At 69.1% G+C, this 19,714-nt stretch carries 19 protein-coding genes and 1 riboswitch; of the genes, 6 read left to right on the top strand and 13 right to left on the bottom strand.

Annotated features, from left to right (window positions below; all coding sequences use genetic code 11):
- Positions 1–1,012 (bottom strand): bifunctional diaminohydroxyphosphoribosylaminopyrimidine deaminase/5-amino-6-(5-phosphoribosylamino)uracil reductase RibD (gene ribD / locus U870_RS0101335; protein ID WP_025155621.1); only part of this gene is annotated, 1,012 nt, incomplete at its 3' end.
- Between the two features lie 75 nt (positions 1,013–1,087).
- A riboswitch (FMN riboswitch) is annotated at positions 1,088–1,245 on the bottom strand.
- Between the two features lie 39 nt (positions 1,246–1,284).
- Positions 1,285–2,283, bottom strand: coding sequence for a sugar-binding transcriptional regulator (locus U870_RS0101330; protein WP_025155620.1), 999 nt, complete (start codon positions 2,281–2,283; stop codon positions 1,285–1,287).
- Between the two features lie 124 nt (positions 2,284–2,407).
- Between U870_RS0101330 and U870_RS0101325 the strand changes: the two genes are divergently transcribed.
- From U870_RS0101325 to U870_RS0101310, 4 genes are all read left to right on the top strand, one after another.
- Entirely contained in the window at positions 2,408–4,147 is a 1,740-nt protein-coding gene (locus U870_RS0101325) for a glycerol-3-phosphate dehydrogenase/oxidase (protein ID WP_025155619.1), read from the top strand.
- 180 nt (positions 4,148–4,327) lie between these two features.
- Complete coding sequence (locus tag U870_RS0101320) at positions 4,328–5,050, top strand: MIP/aquaporin family protein (protein ID WP_043709067.1); 723 nt, start codon at positions 4,328–4,330, stop codon at positions 5,048–5,050.
- A gap of 80 nt (positions 5,051–5,130) precedes the next feature.
- The gene (gene glpK / locus U870_RS0101315) at positions 5,131–6,651 is read left to right on the top strand and encodes a glycerol kinase GlpK (protein ID WP_025155617.1); all 1,521 of its coding nucleotides are present in this window, start codon (positions 5,131–5,133) and stop codon (positions 6,649–6,651) included.
- A gap of 132 nt (positions 6,652–6,783) precedes the next feature.
- Positions 6,784–8,055 carry an LCP family protein gene (locus U870_RS0101310; RefSeq protein ID WP_025155616.1) on the top strand — a complete coding sequence of 424 codons (1,272 nt, stop codon included), beginning with the start codon at positions 6,784–6,786 and terminating at the stop codon, positions 8,053–8,055.
- Positions 8,056–8,061: 6 nt separating this feature from the next.
- On the opposite strand, the gene U870_RS0101305 is transcribed toward U870_RS0101310, so the two are convergent.
- From U870_RS0101305 to U870_RS0101285, 5 genes are read right to left on the bottom strand one after another with little or no spacing between them, the layout of a single operon-like run.
- Complete coding sequence (locus U870_RS0101305) at positions 8,062–8,796, bottom strand: HAD family hydrolase (RefSeq protein ID WP_025155615.1); 735 nt, start codon at positions 8,794–8,796, stop codon at positions 8,062–8,064.
- Positions 8,793–9,386 carry a GNAT family N-acetyltransferase gene (locus U870_RS0101300; protein ID WP_025155614.1) on the bottom strand — a complete coding sequence of 198 codons (594 nt, stop codon included), beginning with the start codon at positions 9,384–9,386 and terminating at the stop codon, positions 8,793–8,795. The genes U870_RS0101305 and U870_RS0101300 overlap by 4 nt, the downstream gene beginning before the upstream one ends.
- A complete protein-coding gene (gene trpS, locus U870_RS0101295; RefSeq protein WP_025155613.1) occupies positions 9,386–10,396 on the bottom strand; it encodes a tryptophan--tRNA ligase in 1,011 nt (336 codons plus the stop codon). Before trpS ends, U870_RS0101300 begins: the two co-directional genes overlap by 1 nt.
- A 48-nt stretch (positions 10,397–10,444) precedes the next feature.
- A complete protein-coding gene (locus U870_RS0101290; RefSeq protein WP_025155612.1) occupies positions 10,445–11,281 on the bottom strand; it encodes an exodeoxyribonuclease III in 837 nt (278 codons plus the stop codon).
- Between the two features lie 9 nt (positions 11,282–11,290).
- On the bottom strand, positions 11,291–12,529 hold the full coding sequence (locus U870_RS0101285; RefSeq protein WP_025155611.1) for a YihY/virulence factor BrkB family protein: 1,239 nt from the start codon (positions 12,527–12,529) through the stop codon (positions 11,291–11,293).
- Between the two features lie 33 nt (positions 12,530–12,562).
- On the opposite strand from U870_RS0101285, the gene U870_RS0101280 reads away from it, so the two are divergent.
- A complete protein-coding gene (locus U870_RS0101280) occupies positions 12,563–13,567 on the top strand; it encodes an NAD-dependent epimerase/dehydratase family protein (RefSeq protein ID WP_025155610.1) in 1,005 nt (334 codons plus the stop codon).
- 89 nt (positions 13,568–13,656) lie between these two features.
- Here the strand turns inward: U870_RS0101280 and U870_RS0101275 are convergent, their stop codons facing one another.
- From U870_RS0101275 to sdhC, 6 genes are all read right to left on the bottom strand, one after another.
- Positions 13,657–13,983 carry a DUF4190 domain-containing protein gene (locus U870_RS0101275; RefSeq protein ID WP_025155609.1) on the bottom strand — a complete coding sequence of 109 codons (327 nt, stop codon included), beginning with the start codon at positions 13,981–13,983 and terminating at the stop codon, positions 13,657–13,659.
- Positions 13,984–14,034: 51 nt separating this feature from the next.
- Positions 14,035–14,418 (bottom strand): hypothetical protein, encoded by a 384-nt coding sequence (locus U870_RS0101270; protein ID WP_025155608.1) that lies wholly within the window; start codon positions 14,416–14,418, stop codon positions 14,035–14,037.
- 191 nt (positions 14,419–14,609) lie between these two features.
- On the bottom strand, positions 14,610–15,371 hold the full coding sequence (locus U870_RS0101265) for a succinate dehydrogenase iron-sulfur subunit (RefSeq protein WP_025155607.1): 762 nt from the start codon (positions 15,369–15,371) through the stop codon (positions 14,610–14,612).
- Positions 15,371–17,173: a succinate dehydrogenase flavoprotein subunit gene (sdhA, locus tag U870_RS0101260; RefSeq protein WP_025155606.1), complete on the bottom strand. Its 1,803-nt coding sequence runs from the start codon at positions 17,171–17,173 to the stop codon at positions 15,371–15,373. Before sdhA ends, U870_RS0101265 begins: the two co-directional genes overlap by 1 nt.
- A gap of 15 nt (positions 17,174–17,188) precedes the next feature.
- On the bottom strand, positions 17,189–17,635 hold the full coding sequence (locus U870_RS0101255; RefSeq protein ID WP_025155605.1) for a succinate dehydrogenase hydrophobic membrane anchor subunit: 447 nt from the start codon (positions 17,633–17,635) through the stop codon (positions 17,189–17,191).
- Between the two features lie 2 nt (positions 17,636–17,637).
- Positions 17,638–18,054 (bottom strand): succinate dehydrogenase, cytochrome b556 subunit, encoded by a 417-nt coding sequence (sdhC, locus tag U870_RS0101250; RefSeq protein ID WP_081815133.1) that lies wholly within the window; start codon positions 18,052–18,054, stop codon positions 17,638–17,640.
- 258 nt (positions 18,055–18,312) lie between these two features.
- Between sdhC and mgtE the strand changes: the two genes are divergently transcribed.
- On the top strand, positions 18,313–19,695 hold the full coding sequence (mgtE, locus tag U870_RS0101245; RefSeq protein ID WP_025155603.1) for a magnesium transporter: 1,383 nt from the start codon (positions 18,313–18,315) through the stop codon (positions 19,693–19,695).
- The last annotated feature ends 19 nt before the right edge of the window (positions 19,696–19,714 follow it).

The raw sequence follows: 19,714 nt of genomic DNA, 5'->3' as shown, positions 1-19,714 counted from the left end.
GGGAGGGGGCGGCGGGGACGGCGCGCACGTACAGATCGCCGCCGAGCTCGTCGACGGAGAGGACGCGCAGCCGCCGCTGCTCGCCGATGGTGCCGACGCCGATCTCGCCGAGCGCCAGCCGCGGACCGCCGATGAGCGTGGGTGCCAGGAAGATCGCGTACTCGTCCACCAGACCGGCCGCGACGAAGGCGCTGGCCAGGGTGGGGCCGCCCTCGACGTACACGCGGCGGAATCCGCGCTGGTGCAGGTCGGCGACGACGGCGTGCAGATCGTGCGTCCCCTCGAAGACGACGGGACGCGGGTGGCGGAACACGGCCGCGTCGTTGGGGACGGCGCGGGTCCCGACGACGACGGGAGTCGGTTGCCGGCCGAGAAGCTCGCCCGCGTCTCCACGCGCGGTCAGACTCGGGTCGTCGGCGAGGACGGTACCGGTGCCGACGACGATCGCGTCGGAGGCCTCGCGCTGTTCGTGCACGCGCTGGCGTGCGGCGGTGCCGGTGATCCACCTGCTCGTCCCGTCGACCGCGGCGGCGCGACCGTCGAGGCTGCTCGCCCACTTGACGGTGATGTGCGGCCGCCCGAGCCGGGCGGCCGTCAGCCAGTCGCCCAGGAAGCGCTCGATCTCGCCGGCGAGCACGCCGCCCGTCACCACGACGCCGGCGTCGCGCAGGCGCTCGGCACCGCCGCCGGAGTGGCGGCCCGGGTCGTCGACGCCGTAGATCACGTCGGCGACACCCGCCGCGATCAGGGCTTCGGAGCACGGGCCGGTCAGGCCCCAGTGGTTGCACGGTTCGAGCGTGACGACCGCGGTCGCCCCGCGGGCACCGCCCTCCGGAAGCTTCGCCAGCGCGTCCACTTCGGCGTGCGGGGTGCCGGCTCCGCGGTGCCACCCTTCGGACAGTACGCTGCCGTCGGCGGCGAGGATCACGCAGCCCACGCGCGGATTCACGCCGGTGGCCGGGCCGTTGGCGGCCAGCTCGAGCGCGGTGCGCATCGCAGCTTCCCGGGTCATGGGAATCGTCGTCCTGTCTGTCGAGAGCGGACGTATCCCGGGGTCGCGCGGGCGACGGCCGTCGCCGGCCACCGCTTCGTGCTGCCTCCCATCCGGACTGAGCGGGCGGGCCTGGGCCTGCACGCATTACCGTCGGTACCGGAATTCCACCGGTTCAGCAGGAGGCGTTCACACGCCGCCCGCTCGCGGACTGTCACCGCCGGTTCGGACTCTCACCGACCCCGGAGCACGTTGTTCTGTTGTCGAGTGTAGTCAACGCTCTCGTGGCGGGACTATTCCCCGCTCAACGCGGCGTCATCATCGCGGGCCACGAGGGCGCGCGCCGTCCCTTCGTCCACGACGAGGTCGGTGATGAGATCCGCCGCGAGCGCCCCGCGAAGACTGTGCACTTTCGACGGCCCGGAGACGATGCACACCCGCCGCGGCACGCGCTTGATCAGGTCGATGTCCGGTCCGCTCGCGCGCTGGTTCAGCGGGATGTCGTGGTGGCTTCCGTCCTCGCGGAAGAACACGGTCGCGACGTCGCCGACGACTCCCGACTCGTCCAGGGATGCGTAGTCCTCCTGCCCGAGGTAGCCGCCGGCGTAGACGTGGGAGCGCACCTCCGAGAACGGCGAGCCGAGGCCGAACAGTGCGACGTCCATCCGCTCCTGGATGTCGAGGATGCGACGGGTGCTCCGCTCCCGCCACATGGCGACCTTCGTCTGCGGATCGTCGAAGAGCGCGGGGACGGGGAACTCCTGGATGGTGCCCGAATAGGTGTCGCCGAACCGGCGGAGGATCTCGGACGCGTAGAGCACACCGGTCGTGTAGGTGTTGCCGGCACCGTTGAGCTGCACGAACTCGACGTTGTGCAGCTCCTTCGGGATCAGGTGCCGGCTGAGCGCACTCATGGTCGAGCCCCAGGCGACGCCGACCGTCTGGTTCGAGTCGATGAACCGGTCGAGAATCCGTGCAGCCGAGATGGCGACGCGCTCCAGCCGGTCGACGTCGCTGATCGCGCTCGGCATCGGGACGATGTGGGCCGCGATCCCGAACCGATCGTGGATCTCCTGCTGGATCCGGGTGGCCCGTTCGTGCGGTTGCGCGATCTGGATGGTGACCAGTCCAGAGGTCCGGGCATAGCTGAGCAGCCGCGAGACGCTGGACCGTGACGTGTGCATCTCATGCGCGATGGCCTCCATGGTGAGGTCTTGCATGTAGTACAGGTGCCCCGCCTTGAGGGCGTCGCGCACTTTGTCCGTGAGGGTGTCGGGTTCGGGAGAGGTCATCGGGGTCGTCTTCTCGGCTCGGGGGAGCGCTGCACGTATGTGCATCCAGCTTGATCGAAGTTGTGCAGGCAACCAAGACTATAACCACACGTTTCACCCGATCGATAGAAATACAGGAGTTCCCGTGACAGCGACGTCGAGCGTCCGCAGCGAGGTCAAGCACCTCCAGGATCGTCCCACCGCCCAGGTCGTCATCATCGGCGGCGGCATCAACGGCCTCGGCACCTTCCGCGACCTGGCGCTCCAGGGCGTCGACGTGGTGCTCGTCGAGCGCAACGATTTCGTGTCGGGTGCGTCCGCAGCCTCCAGCCACATGATCCACGGCGGGATCCGCTACCTCGAGAACGGCGAGTTCCGTCTCGTGAAGGAGTCGGTGACCGAGCGCAACGGCCTGCTCAAGATCGCGCCGCACTATGTCAAGCCGCTGCAGACCACCATCCCGATCTACTCGACCTTCTCCGGCATCCTCGCCGCACCGCTGCGCTTCCTCACCCACAAGCAGGGAAAGCCGAAGGAGCGCGGCGCGTTCCTCATCAAGACCGGCCTCACCATCTACGACGCGTTCTCGCGCGACGGCGGCAGTGTGCCTCGCCACAAGTTCCACGGCCGCAAGAAGTCCCTCGAGACGCTCCCCGAGCTGAACCCGGGTCTCAAGTACACGGCCACCTACTTCGACGCCTCCGTGCACGACCCGGAGCGCCTCGCGCTCGACGTGCTCGCCGACGGCCTCGCCGCCGGTCCGCACGCCCGCGCCGTCAACTACGTCGAGGCGATCGGCACGCAGGACGGCGGCGTGCTCGTGCGCGACCGGGAGTCCGGCCAGGAGTTCTCGATCAGCGCGGAGGTCGTCGTCAACGCCTCCGGCCCCTGGACCGACCTCACCAACGAAGCGCTGGGCCAGGGCACGAGGTACATGGGCGGCACCAAGGGCTCGCACATCGTGCTCGACAACCCGCGCCTGCTCGAGGCGTGCCAGGGCCGTGAGATGTTCTTCGAGAACAACGACGGGCGCATCGTGCTCATCTACCCGCTCAAGGGTCGCGTGATGGTCGGCACCACCGACATCGACGCCGACATGAACGCGCCGGCCGTGTGCACCGAGGACGAGATCGACTACTTCATCGAACTGGTCTCGCACGTTTTCCCATCGATCCCGGTGACCCGCGAGCAGATCGTCTACAGCTTCTCGGGCGTGCGCCCGCTGCCCCATCACGACGACACCGCCCCCGGCTTCGTCTCCCGCGACTACCGCATCGTCCCCGGCACCCTCGCCGGCCTCGGCGACACTACGGTGCTCAGCCTGGTCGGCGGCAAGTGGACGACCTTCCGCGCGCTGTCGGAGCACCTCGCGAACGAGACCCTCGCCGTGCTGAAGACGGAGCGTCGGCTCTCCACGCTGGGCCTCGCCATCGGTGGCGGCGCCGGATTCCCGACCACCCCGCAGGCCGAGCGCGACTGGATCGCCCGCTACGGAGCGGACGTCGGCCCCGAGCGCGCCGCCCAGCTCCTGCACCGCTACGGCACGAAGGCGACGTTCGTGATCGACGCGATCGCCGGCGCCGACGGGGACGACATCCCGCTCGCCGCGGCCCCCTCGTACTCCCGCGCCGAGATCGCGCACCTCGTGCGCACGGAGCATGTGGCCCACCTGTCGGACGTCTTCCTCCGCCGTACCAGCCTCGCCTTCGTCGGCGGGGTGAGCGTCGCCCTGGTCCGCGAGATCGGCGAAATCACGGCAAACGCGCTCGGATGGTCGCCAAATCGACGCTCCGAGGAGGAAGATGCGTTCATAGCGGAACTGGCCGCCGCCCACCGGGTGCACCTCGAATCCGGGGACGGGAGCGAAGCCGCGGCGCTCCGATAATGCACGAACGTGCATAGCACGGTCCTTGTACGGGTCGGCACGGCCCCAATAGCGTTCAAGTGCCCACCCTGACTTGGATCACACCTCATCGCACAACAGGGTGCGGGTCAACCGAACAACTGGAAGGTCAACGTGGACAATATCGGTGTAGATTTCCTGTCTGAGTTGGTGGGCACGGCAATGCTGGTCCTCCTCGGTACCGGTGTCGTGGCTAACGTCGCACTCATCAAGAACAAAGGCTTCAACGGCGGGTTCCTGATGGTGAACATCGGCTGGGGCATCGCGGTGTTCTCGGGCGTCGTCGTGGCATACAACTCCGGCGCCCACCTGAACCCGGCTGTGACGCTGGGCCTGGTAGCCAACGGAGCGAAGACCTTCGGCGCCGGCAACGCCACCGTCGACGTGAACTTCGGGACGGTGGCGCTGTTCATCCTCGCCCAGCTCCTCGGTGCGATCATCGGCGCCGTCTTCACCTGGCTGGCGTACAAGAAGCACTTCGACGAGGAGCCGGACCCGGCCAACAAGCTCGGTGTCTTCTCGACCGGCCCGGCCATCCGCAGCTACGGCTGGAACCTCGTCACCGAGATCATCGGCACCTTCGTGCTGGTGTTCGTGGTGATCGCGTTCGGCCACCAGCCCGGTCAGGCGGTCGGACTCGCCGCCCTCGGCGCCCTGCCCGTCGCCCTCCTCGTGATCGGTATCGGTGCGAGCCTCGGTGGTCCGACGGGGTACGCCATCAACCCGGCCCGTGACCTCGGTCCGCGCATCGCCCACGCCATCCTCCCGATCAAGGGCAAGGGCGGCAGCGACTGGTCCTACTCCTGGGTCCCGGTCGTCGGCCCGATCATCGGCGGTCTGCTCGCCGGCTGGCTCGCGCTCGTCCTGCTCCCGATCATCAAGTAGCACTCCGGGGCCGGTCCGGTTCTCCGGACCGGCCCTTTCTACACAGCACCACCCCTCCCCAAAGAACAAAGGAGTTACCTATGGCCGACTACGTCGTCGCTATCGACCAGGGCACGACCAGCACCCGCGCCATCATCTTCGACAAGTCCGGGTCGATCGTCTCGACCGGCCAGCTCGAACACGAGCAGATCTTCCCGAAGGCGGGATGGGTCGAGCACAACCCCGTCGAGATCTGGAACAACACCCGTGAGGTCATCGGCCAGGCGCTCTCCAAGGCCGACCTGACCCGTCACGACATCGCCGCGGTCGGCATCACCAACCAGCGTGAGACCGCGGTGGTCTGGGACAAGAACACTGGCGAGCCCGTCTACAACGCCATCGTCTGGCAGGACACCCGCACCCAGCCCATCGTCGACCGACTCGCGGCAGACGGCGGCGTCGAGCGCTTCAAGCCGATCGTCGGCCTCCCGCTGGCGACCTACTTCTCCGGCACCAAGATCGTCTGGATCCTGGAGAACGTCGAGGGCGCCCGCGAGCGCGCCGAGCGGGGCGACCTGCTCTTCGGCACCACCGACAGCTGGGTCCTCTGGAACCTGACCGGCGGCGTCGACGGCGGCGTGCACGCGACCGACGTGACCAACGCCTCCCGCACCCTGTTCATGGACCTCGAGACCCTCAGCTGGCGCGACGACATCCTCGAGGCGTTCAACGTCCCGAAGTCGATGCTCCCGGAGATCAAGAGCTCCTCCGAGATCTACGGCACGGTCGAGCCGTCCAGCCTGCTCCGCGAGGTGCCCGTCGCGGGCATCCTCGGCGACCAGCAGGCCGCGACGTTCGGCCAGGCGGCGTTCGATCCGGGCGAGTCCAAGAACACCTACGGCACCGGTAACTTCCTCATCTTCAACACGGGTGAGGAGATCGTCCACTCCAAGAACGGCCTGCTGACGACCCTGGGCTACAAGCTCGGCGACGAGAAGCCGCACTACGCCCTGGAGGGCTCGATCGCCGTCACCGGCTCGCTGGTGCAGTGGCTGCGCGACAACCTCGGCCTCATCTCGAGCGCCCCGGAGATCGAGGAGCTCGCCAAGACGGTCGAGGACAACGGCGGCGCGTACTTCGTGCCGGCCTTCTCCGGCCTGTTCGCGCCGTATTGGCGGTCGGACGCACGCGGTGCGCTCGTCGGCCTCACCCGGTACGTCAACAAGGGACACATCGCCCGTGCGGCGCTGGAGGCCACGGCCTTCCAGACCCGCGAGGTGCTCGACGCGGTCAATGCCGACTCCGGTGTCGACCTCACCGAGCTGAAGGTGGACGGCGGCATGATCGCCAACAACACCCTGATGCAGTTCCAGGCCGACATCCTCGGCGTCCCCGTCATCCGCCCGGTCGTCGCCGAGACGACCGCCCTGGGTGCCGCGTACGCCGCCGGTCTCGCGGTGGGCTTCTGGGAGAACCTGGACGACCTCCGCAAGAACTGGCAGGAGGACAGCCGCTGGGAGCCGAAGATGGAGGCCGCCGAGCGCGACCGCCAGCTGCGCCTCTGGAAGAAGGCCGTCACCAAGACCTTCGACTGGGTCGACGAGGACGTCCAGAACGCCTGATCCGCACCCTCACCTGAAGCGCCGTCCGGTCCGCCGGGCGGCGCTTTCGCGTCGGCGCCCTTCCAGGCGCACCTCTCGATTTCCTCATGGCTCCGAAAGCTGGCGCGCAGGTGGGGCGGCTACCGTCCTGATGTGAGACATTCCTCGACCGCGATAGCCGTACGCCACGGACGCCTGGCCACGCGCACGGCGCGCGGCCCCGTCGTGCGGTTGATCGCGGCCGTGGTCGCCGTCGCCGTGGTGTCGGTCGGAGCCGTGACCGCGTATGCGATCGGCGACACCCTCCACTCGCTCAAGCCGTCGATCCACCTGGTCTCGGCGTCCGGCAAGACGATCACGCCCCCGACCGTCGGGGCGGAGAGCGGGGCGGTGAATATCCTCCTCGCCGGTACGGACACGCGCACGGGGCAGGGCGGCCAGTTCTCGAGCAGCACCGAACTCGCCGGCAGCTCCGGAGCGGGTAACAACGACGTCACGATGATCCTGCACCTCTCCGCGGACCACCAGCACGCGACGGTGATCAGCATCCCGCGTGATCTGATGGCGCCCATCCCGTCCTGCCCGACCTCCAGCGGGGCGAGTTCCGCCGTCGACAGCGGACAGTTCAACACCACGCTCTCCATCGGAGGCCTCTCCTGTGTGGTGCTCACCGCCGAGCAGCTGACCGGCCTCACGATCCCGTACGCCGCCGAGATCTCCTTCGACGGGGTGACGGCCATGTCGAATGCGGTCGGCGGTGTCACGGTGTGCCTCGCGACGGCGGTCACCGATCCCTATGTCGGGCTGGACCTGCCGGCCGGAGAGCAGACGTTGGTAGGCGCTCAGGCGCTCGCGTTCGTCCGCAGCAGACACGGTGTGGGCGACGGCAGCGACCTCGGGCGCATCAGCGACCAGCAGTTGTTCCTCTCGGCCCTCCTGCGCAAGATGACGAGTGCGGGCGTGCTCAGCAACCCGATCACGCTGTACGGGCTGGCCAAAGCCGCGACGTCGAACATCCAGCTCTCGGACTCCCTCGACTCGCCGACGACCCTCGTCTCGATCGCCCTCGCGCTGCGGAGCGTCCCGCTGTCCGATTTCGTCTTCCTGCAGTACCCGTCGATGACGGACCCCGACGACGTCAACCGGGTCGTGCCCGAGCCGACGGGCGTCGCCGTGCTGAAGCAGGCCCTCGCGGCGGACGCCCCCATCCAGTTGACCGGCACCACCGGCGGCGCCACGGAGACCGCACCGTCCACCGGCGCCGCGACGGCGACCCCGACCCCGACGGCCACCGCGACCGGGAGCGCCTCCACGTCTGCGCCGACGGACGCGGCCACTCCGACCCCGACGTCCACGGCCGTCGCGTTGCCGTCGAACGTCACCGGGCAGACTGCCGCCGAGCAGACCTGCACGAAGGGCAACTGATCCGGCTCAGCCGGCGAGGACGCCCGCCAGGGCGTCGAGGCCGTGGATCTGGAGCACCCGGTTGCCCGCGACGTCGCCCGCATCCTCGGGCGAGGGCGTCTCCGACCGACGGTTGAGCCAGACGCCGGTGAGGCCCGCTTGCGCGGCGCCGATCGCGTCGGTGCGCAGTCGATCGCCGACGTAGGCGGCCTGTGCAGGCTGCACACCGAAGAGGGTGCACGCGTGGCGGAAGATCGCCGCGTCCGGTTTCGCGACCCCGACCTCGCCCGAGGCGACGAGCGTCGAGACCCGGCGATCGAGCCCGACCGACTCGACCTTGCGGCGCTGGAAGGCGAGGTCGCCGTTCGTGATGAGCCCGAAGCGGACCCCCGGAAGTGCCGTCTCCAGATCGTCCAGACACGCCAGCGCGTCGTCGTGAAGGCTCCAGGCGGCGACGTAGTGCTCGAAGTAGGAGGCGAACCAGGCGCTCGCCTCGGCGGGGGACAGCGTCACTCCGTGCTGCGCGGCGAACGCGCGGGCGCGGGCCTGCCGCTGGCCCTCGAAGTCCAGCTGCCCGGCGAGGTAGCGGTGGTAGTGCTCCTCCTCGAGGTCGTGCCACAGCGCCACCAGCTCGTCGGAGTCCTGCGCGTCGTAGGGCGCGCCGAGCGTGGTCGCGTAGCGGACGATGCCCCGCGCGACGGCCGCCCGGTGGGCGAAAAGCGTGTCGTCGAGATCGAAGAGAACGACCGCGGGGCGACTCACCCCCACGTCTCCGCCGGCCAGCCGTCCTTCGGCGTGCGGCTGTCGTCCGCCAGCAGGCCGGCCTGCCAGTCGTCGCGGCGGACGCCGCGGTGGACCGCGCCGAGCCGGCTCGCGCCCTCGAAGGTGAAGCCGGCGCGGCGCGCGACCGCCGCGCTCGCGACGTTGCCGGCGAACGCGTGCCACACGACGCGACGGAGGCCGACGCCATCGGGGTCGGCGGCGAAGGCGTGGTCGAGCGCCAGGCGGACCGCCTCGGACATGATGCCCTGTCCGCGCGCCTCCGAAGCCAGCCAGAACCCGAGCTCGGCGGCGCCGTCCTCGACGTCGTGCAGACCGACCATGCCGACGAGCACGCCGGAGGCGCGGACGCCCCAGGTGCGGACGCGTCCGCTCGCCCAGCCGTCGGCGACCATCCCGGTCACGAAGCCGACCGCGTGGTCCCGTGTGTAGGGCGACGGGACGGTGGTCCACTCGGCGATCGCGGGATCGGCGCACAGCTCCGCGATGCGGTCGACGTCGGCGTCCGTCGGTACGGAGAGCACCACCCGCTCGCCCGTGAGCACCACCGGCGGGACGGACGGCGTCGTCATCAGCGCGCCCGCCGCAGGAAACCGACCTTGTCGTACACCTTGGCGAGGGTCGCCTCGGCGATCTCGTCGGCCCGGGCGGCGTTGTGGGCGAGGATGCGGTCGAGCTCCGCCGGATCGGCGAGGAGCTCGAGCGCACGCTCGCGCACCGGGCCCAGAGCGCCCACGACGACCTCCACGAGCCCCTTCTTGAAGTCTCCGTAACCCTTGCCGTCGTACTCCAGCTCGATCGACTCGATCGACCGGCCGCTGAGCGCGCCGTAGATGCTGAGCAGGTTCGAGATGCCCGGCTTGCCCTCGCGATCGAACGACACGACGCCGTCGGTGTCCGTCACGGCGCGCATGATCTTCTTGCGCGTGACGTCCGGCTCATCGAGCATCCAGACGATCCCCGCGCCCGAGTCGGCGGACTTGGACATCTTCGACGACGGGTTCTGCAGGTCGTAGATGCGCGCGCTCTCCTTCAGGGTGAGCGTCTGCGGCACGACGAAGGTCTCCCCGAAGCGGCTGTTGAACCGCTCGGCGAGGTCGCGTGTCAGCTCGACGTGCTGGCGCTGGTCGTCGCCGACTGGAACCACCTCGGCGTCGTAGAGCAGGATGTCGGCGGCCATCAGCACCGGGTAGGTGAAGAGGCCCACCGAGGTCGCATCGGCGCCCTGCTTGGCCGACTTGTCCTTGAACTGCGTCATGCGCGCGGCCTCGCCGTACCCGGTGATGGTGGCGAGCACCCACTGCAGCTGGGCGTGGGCGGCGACGTGCGACTGCACGTAGAGCGTGGAGGCGGAGGGGTCGATGCCGGCCGCGATGTACTGCGCCGCGGTGCGACGGGTCTTCTCGCGGAGCTCGGCCGGGTCCTGCGCGACGGTGATCGCGTGCATGTCGACGACGGAGAAGAACGCGTCGTGGGTGCTCTGCAGGTCTTTCCACTGCAGCAGGGCGCCGATGTAGTTGCCGAGGTGCAGGGAGTCGGCCGAGGGCTGCATGCCCGAGTAGAGGCGGGGGAGTGAGGTCATGTCCGAGCTTTCAAATCGATGGGTGCGGATGCGGAGCGCTTCGCCGACTCAGATGTCGTAGTCGACGACCACGGGCGTGTGGTCCGACCATCGCTCGTCGTAGGCGGCCGCACGGTCCACCGCATAGTCCTTCACCCGCGCCGCGAGGGCCGGGGTGGCCAGCTGGTAGTCGATCCGCCAGCCGGTGTCGTTGTCGAACGCCTGGCCGCGCCACGACCACCACGTGTAGGGGCCGTCGACGTCGCCCGTGGCCTTGCGGCCGACATCGACCCAGCCGAGACCGGCGCCGTCGTTGTAGCCGGGCTCGTCCTCCGCGCCGACGAAACGGTCGAAGTACGCGCGCTCCTCGGGGAGGAAGCCGGCGCGCTTGACGTTGCCCTTCCAGTTCTTGATGTCGAGGGTGCGGTGGCCCACGTTGAGGTCGCCCATGACGACGGCGAGCTCGTTGTGCTTCTGCAGCTCCGGGAGGCGCTTCTCCATCGCGTCGAGGAAGGTGTACTTCGCGACCTGCTTGTCCGTCCCCGCCTCACCGGAGTGCACGTAGGCGCTGACCACGGTGACGACGGTGCCGTTGACCTCGTAGTCGGCCTCCAGCCAGCGTCCGGCGCTGTCGAACTCCGCCGGTCCGAGCTCGACCCGGTGGATCGCGGCCCGGTGCCGGCTCGCGATGGCCACGCCGGCGCGGCCCTTCGCCGTGGCCGGGTCGTGGACGATGTCCCAGTCGGGGCCGAGCAGCTGCTCCAGGTCCTCCGTGGAGGCGCGCACCTCTTGGATGGCGAGGATGTCGACGTCGCGCCCGTCGAGCCAGGCGCCCATGCCCTTGCGGAACGCGGCACGCACGCCGTTGGTGTTGATCGTCGCGATTCGCAGCGGTTTCGTGGGCATGGATCCAGCCTAGCGGGGACCGGTGACGCTCCCGAGGTCGAGCAGGTCGTTCAGCTCGTGCTCCGCCTTCTCCACCCTCCGCTGCGCCGACAGGCGGCGGAACCAGTGCGCCTTCGCCAGCTCCTGACGGGCCTCCGCGAGCTCCGCGCGGGCCACGAGCACGCGTGCCTCGTGCTCGGCGGCGGCGCGCTCCGCCGCGGCCTGCTCGGGCGTCACCATCCGCGGCGAGAGCCCCTGGTCGAACATCCCGACGGCGATCCACGAGGCGGAGAGCAGGATGACCCGTGAGACGAGGTTGAACCAGAGCAGCAGACCGATGAAGACGGCGAAGGTCGCCAGCAGCGGGTTCTTCGTCGCGCCGCCCAGCAGCACCCCGCCCAGGACGCTGAGGCCCGCCAGGACCGAGGCGCCCAGCAGCACGCCGAAGAACAGGTTGCGCCAGGGGATCGCCACCCGGGCCATCACCCGGAACATCGCACCCAGCGTGACGATGTTGAGGGCGACGGACACCACGAGGCTGGAGATGCGGGTGATGACGCCGGTCGCGGCCGAGTCGGTGGGCAGGCCGATCAGGTCGAGGAAGAAGGTCAGCGCCTGCGTGCTGACGATCGTCAGGGTCGCCGAGAAGACGAACACCAGCCCGAAGCCGAGGGCGAGGAAGAGGTCGCGGATCTTCTGCAGGACGTAGTTGGTGGTGTCCCGGCTGAGTCCGAACACGGCCCGGACTGCTTGGCGCGTGTAGTAGAGCCAGCCGATGGCCGTCCAGAGCAGACCGATCGCGGCGATCGCGCCCGCCCAGCCGAACGACGTCGCCTGCTCCAGCTGGGAGGTGTCGACGACGCCCTGCGACGTCGGGGTGGCGATGAGCCCGGGAACCGCACGGTTGATCAGCTGGATGAGGGCCTTGTAGATGTCCGGATTGCTCGTCAGCCAGAGCCCCGCGACCGAGAAGCCGAGCCAGACCGCCGCGAAGATCGCGAACAGCGCCTGGAACCCCATCCCGGCGGCCCGCAGGTTGCCATCGGAGTGCGAGTAGTTCATGTAGACCCGGTACGGGCGCAGGGCCTGCACCCATTTCGCGATGAGCGAGACCCGCGCCACCGGCTTCTCCAGCCGCTCCTTGATCGGCTCGGTCGCGTCGAGGAAGCGCTCCTTCAGCGTCTCCTCGGGCTCGACCGTCCCCTCGGCGCGCTGCACCGCCGGATCGGGGCGCACCGGTTGCCGTGCGGGGCGGGTCTTCTTGGCCACTTGTTCAGGATATCGACCGGATACGCTGGCGGGATGCCATCCGCCCTCATCCTCGGCGGCACCGGCCTGCTCGGCCGCGCCGCAGCCCTTCGCCTGGCCGCTGGCGGCTGGGACGTCGTCGTGACCGGTCGTGACCCCGCGCGGATGCCGCCGGAGCTCACCGCGGCGGGCGTCGTGCACCGCACCTCCGAGCGTCGCGACGCCGATGCGCTCGCGGCGCTGCTGGGTCCGGGGGCGGACCTGGTCGTCGACGCGCTCTGCTTCACGGCGGCGGACGCCCGCTCGCTGGTGCCGCACCTGAGCGGCGTCGGCTCCGCGGTCATGTTCTCCAGCAAGGCGGTCTACGTCGATGCGGAGGGCCGGCACATCAACTCCCCGGAACGCCCCCGCTTCGGCGGCCCGGTGCGCGAGGACGCGTGCACGCTCGAGCCGGCCTGGGACGGCGCCTACCAGAGCCGGGAAGGCTACGGCCGCAACAAGGTGGCGGCCGAACGGGTGCTGTTGGAGAGCGGTCACCCTGTCTCGGTGCTGCGCGCCTCGAAGGTCCACGGCGTGGGCGCCGCCTCTCCGCGGGAGTGGCACTTCGTCCGCCGTGTCCTGGACGGACGCCCGGTCGTCCTCCTGGCCCACGGCGGGCGCGGTTTCGACCATCCCACCGCCGCGGTCAATGCGGCCGCCCTCGTGGAGGCCGTCGCCGCCCGCCCCGGCGCCCGCATCGTGAACGCGGCCGATCCGGACGTCCCGACCGGGCTCGACATCGCCCGGCTCGTCGCGCACACCCTCGGGCACCGGTGGGACGAGGTCCTGGTGGAGGGGGAGGAGCCCGGCCGGCACCCGTGGGACGTCGTGCCGGGGATCGAGCTCGATCTCACCGTCGCGGCTGCGCTCGGCTATCGCCCGGTCGGCGGCTACGCGCAGACGGCGCGCGCCGCGGTCGAGTGGGCCGCCTCCTTCGGCCGGGTGCCGCCCTGGGCGGACGACGTCGTCGCGTCCGATTTCGACTACGCGGCGGAGGACGCCTACCTCGCCCGGGCCTGAGCACGTCCGCACACGGCGAAGAGCCCCGACGCTCCGCGCGATGGCGGGAGCGCCGGGGCTCCGGTGAAGACGCCCGAGGGCGTCTCGGCTCAGTAGGAGTAGCTCGAGTAGCCGGTCGAGGCGGCGAGCAGCGTGCCGACGATGGTCAGGATGATCGCGAGCACGATGAACGCGATGTAGACGTAGCCGATGATCAGGCCGGCGATCGCGAGGCCGCGGCCGCTCTCGCCGGTGCGCTTGATCTGGCTGAGGGCGATGTGCCCGCAGATCACGCCGGCGAGCGGGAAGACGAAGGCGCCGACGAGCGCGATGATGGCGAGAACGTTCGTCCCGCTCTTCTGCGCCGGGTACGGCGCGTACGGGGCGGCGGGCGCGGGCGGGGCGGCGGGGTAGGAATTCGGGTTCTGGTCGGTCATGGTGTTCTGGCTCCGTATGAGTGCGGGGTCGGTGTGCGGTGTTTCGGGGTGCTACTTCTGCGAGACGCTGTCGGCGAGGATGCCCGCCGGGTGCAGGACTGCGGCGATCGCGTTGGCGGTCTGCTGGAACGCCGTGTCGGTCTTGGCGGCGCCGATCGCGCCGCCCTTCAGCGCGCCTCCGGTCATGTTGCGATTGAGGCGCGCGACCAGACGGCCCTGCGGGTCGACCATGAAGTCGACCATGAAGGTCATCTGGAAGTTCTTGCCGGCCATGGCGCCGAGCCAGATCGTCGCGGCGGTGCTGCCGCGCTTGGCGAGGAGGCCGCCGTTCGGCGTGGTCGTGACGGTGAAGCCCTCGGAGGCGAGGGCGGAGATGACGAGCTGCTTGGCGGCCTCGTGGTCGCCGAGCAGGAAGAAGTCGTGGGCGGACGCCATGGCGATTCCTTGAGTGAGTCGGGTTGTCGGGCTCCGGTCGGGCCCGGCATGTCACTCTACCGGGGGACAAACGATTTGGGAATCCCGCTGGCCCACTGATCGAACTCCCCGTAGTCCGTCGGCCCGAATTAAGCAGAGAACGCCCCTCCGCACGGGGCGGAGGGGCGTTCTCTGCGAGCGCGCGGCGTGGGCTACGGCTTGCCGCGCATGATGGCCTGCTTGACCTCGGCGATGGCCTGGGTGACCTGGATCCCGCGGGGGCACGCATCCGTGCAGTTGAAGGTCGTGCGGCAGCGCCACACGCCCTCCTTGTCGTTGAGGATGTCGAGTCGCACCTGAGCGTTGTCGTCGCGCGAGTCGAAGATGAATCGGTGGGCGTTCACGATCGCGGCCGGACCGAAGTACTGACCGTCGGTCCAGAACACGGGGCAGGACGACGTGCACGCGGCGCACAGGATGCACTTGGTGGTGTCGTCGAAGCGCGCACGATCGGCGACCGACTGGATGCGTTCCTTGTCCTTCTCCGGCTTGCTGTTCGCGACCAGGAAGGGCTGCACCTCGCGGTAGCTCGCGAAGAACGGCTCCATGTCGACGATGAGGTCCTTCTCCAGCGGCAAGCCCTTGATCGCCTCGACGTAGATCGGCTTGGAGATGTCCAGGTCCTTGATCAGCGTCTTGCAGGCGAGGCGGTTGCGGCCGTTGATGCGCATCGCGTCGGAGCCGCAGATGCCGTGCGCGCAGGAGCGACGGAAGGTCAGCGACCCGTCCTGCTCCCACTTGATCTTGTGCAGGGCGTCCAGGATGCGGTCCGTCGGGAACATCTCGACGTCGAAGTCCTGCCAGCGCGGCTCGGTGTCCACGTCCGGGTCGAAGCGGCGGATGATCAGCGTCACGGTGAACGACAGGACGGGGGCTTCCGGAGCGGGCGGAGTCTCCAGTACGGCGGTCGACATCAGTACTTCCTCTCCATGGGCTCGTAGCGCGTCACGACGACCGGTTTCCAGTCGAGGGTGATGTGGTCCGCCGCGTCGGCGGAGTGCGGGTCACCGGTCAGGTAGGCCATCGTGTGCTGCATGTAGTTCTCGTCGTCGCGCTTCGGGTAGTCGTCGCGCATGTGGCCGCCGCGGGATTCCTTGCGGTTGCGGGCCGAGTAGACGACGACCTCGGCGAGGTCGAGCAGGAAGCCCAGCTCGACGGCCTCGAGCAGGTCGGTGTTGAACCGCTTGCCCTTGTCCTGCACCACGATGTTTTTGTAGCGCTCGCGGAGCCGGTGGATGGTGCCCGTGACCTTCTCGAGCGACTCGTCGGTGCGGAACACCTGAGCGTTCTTGTCCATCTCGTCCTGCAGCTCCTTGCGGATCGCGGCGATCCGCTCGGTGCCGGTGCCGGCGCGCAGGTCGCCGAGGAGCCCGCGGACGAACGCGGCCGGGTCCTCCGGCAGCGGGACGGCCGTCGCCGTCTTGACGTACTCGACGGCGTTGTTGCCGGCGCGCTTGCCGAAGACGTTGATGTCGAGCAGGGAGTTGGTGCCCAGGCGGTTCGAGCCGTGGACCGAGACGCAGGCGCACTCGCCGGCGGCGTACAGACCGGGCACGACGGTCGTGTTGTCGCGCAGCACCTCGGCGTTGTTGTTGGTCGGGATGCCGCCCATCGCGTAATGCGCCGTCGGCATGACCGGCACCGGCTCGACGACGGGGTCGACGCCGAGATACGTGCGGGCGAACTCGGTGATGTCCGGGAGCTTGGTCTCGAGGACCTCGGCGCCCAGGTGGGTGCAGTCGAGCAGCACGTAGTCCTTGTGCGGCCCGGCGCCGCGGCCCTCCGCGACCTCCTGGACCATGCAGCGGGCGACGATGTCGCGCGGGGCGAGGTCCTTGATGGTCGGGGCGTACCGCTCCATGAAGCGCTCGCCGGAGGCGTTGCGGAGGATCGCTCCCTCGCCGCGGGCGCCCTCGGTGAGGAGGATGCCCAGGCCGGCCAGGCCGGTCGGGTGGAACTGGAAGAACTCCATGTCCTCCAGCGGGAGCTTCTTGCGCCAGATGATGCCGACGCCGTCACCGGTGAGGGTGTGGGCGTTGGAGGTCGTCTTGAAGATCTTGCCGAAGCCGCCGGTCGCGAAGATGATCGCCTTCGAGTGGAAGACGTGCAGCTCGCCGGTCGCCAGCTCGTACGCGACGACGCCGGCGGGCTGGTCGACGCCGTCCACCTCGTTCATGATCACGTCGAGGACGTAGAACTCGTTGAAGAAGTTGATGCCGAGCTTGACGCAGTTCTGGAACAGCGTCTGCAGGATCATGTGACCCGTGCGGTCGGCCGCGTAGCAGGCCCGGCGCACGGGCGCCTTGCCGTGGTCGCGGGTGTGGCCGCCGAAGCGGCGCTGGTCGATCTTGCCCTCGGGGGTGCGGTTGAACGGCAGACCCATGTTCTCGAGGTCGATGACCGCGTCGATGGCCTCTTTGGCGAGGATCTCGGCCGCGTCCTGGTCGACGAGGTAATCGCCGCCCTTGACGGTGTCGAAGGTGTGCCACTCCCAGCTGTCCTCCTCCACGTTGGCGAGCGCCGCGGCCATGCCGCCCTGCGCCGCGCCGGTGTGGGAGCGGGTGGGGTAGAGCTTCGAGATGACGGCCGTCTTGGCGTGCGGTCCTGCCTCGATCGCCGCGCGCATCCCGGCGCCGCCGGCGCCGACGATGACGATGTCGAACTCGTGGTAGTGGACGCCGTCGATGACGGTCGATTCAGAATCAGTCGTAGTCACAGGTGCGGTTTTCCGTTACTTGACCGGGCAGAAGGACGGCAGCTGATCGGCTGCGGCGCCCACCGGGCAGGGGTCGAAGGTGAAGATCACGAGGGTGCCGAGCACGACCATCACGACCACCGCGGCGAGGATCGCCCAGCGGAGGATGCGGTTCACCGTCTTGTTGTGCGCGTAGTCGTTGACGAGCGTGCGCATGCCGTTGCCACCGTGGATCATCGCGAGCCAGAGCATGAGCAGATCCCAGACCTGCCAGAACGGCGTCGCGTACTTGCCGGCGACGAAGGCGAAGTCGATCTGCTTGACGCCGTCGCCCAGCACGATGTTCACCAGCAGGTGGCCGAAGATCAGGACGATCAGCACGAGGCCCGAGAGCCGCATGTAGATCCAGCCCCACTTCTCCCAGTTCACGCCCTTCGAGCGCGGCGACCGGGCCGGGGTGCGGGGTGCTTCGATGGTCGTCATAATCAGTGCCCCTCCGCGAAGATGTGCATCAGCTGCACCGGGATGAAGCCCGCCATCAGCACCACCCAGAGCACGATGACCGTCCAGAACATGGCGCGCTGGTACTTGACGCCCTTGCTCCAGAAGTCGATCAGGATGATGCGGATGCCGTTGAAGGCGTGGAAGACGATGGCCGCCACGAGGGCGATCTCGCCGAGTCCCATGATGGGGTTCTTGTACGTCCCGATCACCGCGTTGTACGCCTCCGGGCTGACCCGGATGAGCGAGGTGTCGAGGATGTGCACGAGAAGGAAGAAGAAGATGGCGACGCCGGTGATGCGGTGAAGCACCCACGACCACATACCCTCGCGGCCGCGGTACAGCGTGCCGCCCGGCCGGTTCTTCGTCGGCTGCAGAGTCCCTGCCGCTTGGTCTGGCACGAACAACCCTCCCTGGTTGCATGTCGCTACATGAGGCGCGCTGAGCGCGTTGCCCAGTCTATGCCGCGGGTCTTCCCTGCGCTGCTTAGGGTGCCCTCAGTTATCTCGACGTCGAGACAACTCGATACCCAGGCCGTGCGCCCGCACCACCCAATTCACCTCGACGGCACGCGTATATCGGCTGCCCCGTCTTCGGCAGGACGGCACCCGAGCGCATTCTTCCGGTGGATCGGCTGTCGTCCGAGCCGAAAGGATGCCATGTCACCCGCAGCGCCCCAGCGCCTGTCGCACGAGGCGCTCGGGCGCATCCTGCGGGAAGGGCCGGGGACTGGCTTCGACCGCTGGCTCGTGGCGGTCACCGATCCGGTCAGGCGGGCCGAACAGGTCGACGCCCTCGACGACGACGGTGTTCACGCTCTCGGTCGCGTCCTGGACGACGACGGCGCTGAGGAGCTGCTGTCGTCGATCGAGACCCACGCGGCCGCGTCGCTGCTGGTCCGTTGGGAGCCCACGACCGCGGCACGGTTGCTGCCGGCGCTGAATTCCGATCTGGCGACCGACATCCTCCGCGAGGTGCCGGCCCGTCCGCGCGACGCCATCCTCGGTGCACTGTCCGCCGACCGTGCGGCCGTGCTGCGCGATCTGCTCGGGCGGGCCGTCGACACCGCGGCCGCGCACATGGTCCCCGAAGTGCTCTCGGTGCCCGCGCGCGCATCGGCCGAGGAGGCGATCGGTGTGGCTCGCGGGTTCGGTGGACGCGGTGCTGACTCCCAGACCGGCGCATACGTCTACGTCGTGGACGACGACCGTCGCCTGGTCGGTGTGGTCGCCTTTCGCGCGCTCGTGCTCGCGCAGCCGGGAACCCGGATCTCCGGCGTCATGACCTCGTCGCCGCTGTACGTCGATCAGGATGGCGACGCGGAGAAGGCGGCCCGTCTGCTGCTGGACCACCGGCTCCTCGCGCTCCCCGTCGTGGATCAGCGGCAGAGGCTCCTGGGAATCCTGACAGCCGACGCCGCCGCGGACATCGTCGAGGACGAGGCGACGGACGACGCCGAGCGGCAGGGGGCGTCCCGACCCCTCGATGTGCCGTACCTGCGCGCGTCGCCGCTGCTGCTTTGGCGCAAGCGCATCGTCTGGCTGCTCGTCCTGTTCGTCGCCGAGGCCTACACCGGAACCGTGCTGCAGATCTTCGAGCACGAGTTGGAGGCCGTCGTCAGCCTGGCCTTCTTCATCCCGTTGCTGATCGGAACCGGTGGGAACGCGGGGACGCAGATCACGACGACCATCGTCCGAGCGGTCTCGCTCCAGCAGATCCGGCTGAGGGACCTCGGCCGCGTGCTCGTCACCGAACTGTCGACCGCAGGGTTGATCGCGGTGGCCATGGCCGGGGCCGGGCTGGTGCGCGCGTTCACCCTCGACGTGGGGTGGGAGATCGTGCTGGTCGTCTCGCTCACCCTGGCCGCCATCGTGATGTGGTCCGCACTGGTCGCCTCAGTGCTCCCGCTGCTGCTCACACGGACACGTGTCGACCCCGCGGTCGTTTCCGGCCCGATGATCGCGACGATCGTCGACGGCACCGGCCTGGTGATCTACTTCTTGATCGCGAAGGCGCTCCTGCCCGAGCTGCGCGGCTTGTGAAGCGCTCGCCGGGGAACGC

The sequence above is a fragment of the Leifsonia aquatica H1aii genome (genome assembly GCF_000633535.1).
Taxonomy (GTDB): Bacteria; Actinomycetota; Actinomycetes; order Actinomycetales; family Microbacteriaceae; genus Leifsonia; species Leifsonia aquatica_A.
The sequence above is the reverse complement of the archived record's forward strand: the minus strand, read 5'-3'. Positions and strand labels throughout refer to the sequence as shown.

Excerpts from the sequence above, each read along its gene's own strand:
- U870_RS0101290 (WP_025155612.1), bottom strand. The coding sequence starts at position 11,281 with ATGCCCACGAAACCGCTGCGAATCGCGACGATCAACACCAACGGCGTG.
- U870_RS0101320 (WP_043709067.1), top strand. The coding sequence starts at position 4,328 with ATGCTGGTCCTCCTCGGTACCGGTGTCGTGGCTAACGTCGCACTCATC.
- U870_RS0101330 (WP_025155620.1), bottom strand. The coding sequence starts at position 2,283 with ATGACCTCTCCCGAACCCGACACCCTCACGGACAAAGTGCGCGACGCC.
- U870_RS0101265 (WP_025155607.1), bottom strand. The coding sequence starts at position 15,371 with ATGTCGACCGCCGTACTGGAGACTCCGCCCGCTCCGGAAGCCCCCGTC.
- U870_RS0101255 (WP_025155605.1), bottom strand. The coding sequence starts at position 17,635 with ATGACGACCATCGAAGCACCCCGCACCCCGGCCCGGTCGCCGCGCTCG.
- U870_RS0101300 (WP_025155614.1), bottom strand. The coding sequence starts at position 9,386 with ATGACGACGCCGTCCGTCCCGCCGGTGGTGCTCACGGGCGAGCGGGTG.
- glpK (WP_025155617.1), top strand. The coding sequence starts at position 5,131 with ATGGCCGACTACGTCGTCGCTATCGACCAGGGCACGACCAGCACCCGC.
- trpS (WP_025155613.1), bottom strand. The coding sequence starts at position 10,396 with ATGACCTCACTCCCCCGCCTCTACTCGGGCATGCAGCCCTCGGCCGAC.
- U870_RS0101280 (WP_025155610.1), top strand. The coding sequence starts at position 12,563 with ATGCCATCCGCCCTCATCCTCGGCGGCACCGGCCTGCTCGGCCGCGCC.
- U870_RS0101270 (WP_025155608.1), bottom strand. The coding sequence starts at position 14,418 with ATGGCGTCCGCCCACGACTTCTTCCTGCTCGGCGACCACGAGGCCGCC.
- U870_RS0101275 (WP_025155609.1), bottom strand. The coding sequence starts at position 13,983 with ATGACCGACCAGAACCCGAATTCCTACCCCGCCGCCCCGCCCGCGCCC.
- mgtE (WP_025155603.1), top strand. The coding sequence starts at position 18,313 with ATGTCACCCGCAGCGCCCCAGCGCCTGTCGCACGAGGCGCTCGGGCGC.